Source organism: Vibrio sp. Vb0667 (genome assembly GCF_033391095.1).
Window position 1 is genome coordinate 1 of the sequence record NZ_JAWPOL010000434.1, and the last position, 1,018, is coordinate 1,018.

Sequence of the window (1,018 nt, forward strand, 5' to 3'; positions counted from 1 at the left end):
AAGAACATCGAGATTGTTCTCGACCTCGATCTGATCACGCCAATCTGGACTGACCGCCCGAGCAGACCGAGCGCAGAAATTTTTGACCATCCAGTTGCGTTTTCTGGTGTAGAAACCAAACAAAAACTCGCAGATATTCGTAAATGGCTCAATGAAAACCATGCGGACTGTTTATTGGTTTCAACCCTTGACGATGTGATGTGGACACTGAATATTCGTGGCGGTGACACGCTTTACTGCCCGGTTTCAGAATCCTACCTTATTGTCGAGCGAGACCGCGCGACGGCGTTCATCGATAAACAAAAGTTACCAGCCGAGATAGAGAAGAATCTGACTACGCAAGGTGTGAGCGTTCGTCACTACGAGTACGTCAGCCAGTATTTGAATCAGCAATGTGAAGGCTTGTCGCTTGCTTTTAGCCCGGTTTATACCGACAGCTTGTTGGTTAACTCCATTGAGCAGAACCTTTCATTAAAGCCAATGGCTTGCCCCGTCACCGACATGAAAGCCATCAAAAATCAGACCGAGTTAGCCAATCTCGAACAGTCATTGACGGACGATGGTGTGGCTGTCGTGAAGTTCATGAGCTGGTTAGAAGACCAAGTCCCAAGCGGGCTTGTTACTGAGCTGTCAGCCGAGGCTCAATTGAAAAGCTATCGCCGTCAAACTCGCCATTATGTGAGCGACAGTTTCCGCACAATTGCAGGCTTCGCCGCACATGGCGCGAAAATGCATTACGCCGCCGATGAAGAAAGCAATGCCGTTGTCAATGAAAGCAATTTCTTCCTTGTAGATTCTGGCGGTCAATACCTTGGCGGCACAACAGACATCACCCGTACTTTCCACTTCGGGTCACCGACCATTAAACAGCGCAAAGACTACACGTTAGTGCTGAAAGCGGTCATCCGACTGACTCAGACTCGATTCATGAAAGGCTCTACGGGTGCCAATCTCGACATCATGGCGCGAGGTGTGCTGTGGCAACATGGTATTGATTACAAATGCGGTACAGGACATG

The 1,018-nt window shown here is 49.0% G+C and carries 1 protein-coding gene; it reads left to right on the forward strand.

Translation table 11 applies throughout. The annotated features are described in order from the left end of the window. On the forward strand, positions 1-1,018 hold a 1,018-nt coding region (locus R8269_RS26465), incomplete at both ends, for an aminopeptidase P family N-terminal domain-containing protein (protein WP_318223068.1).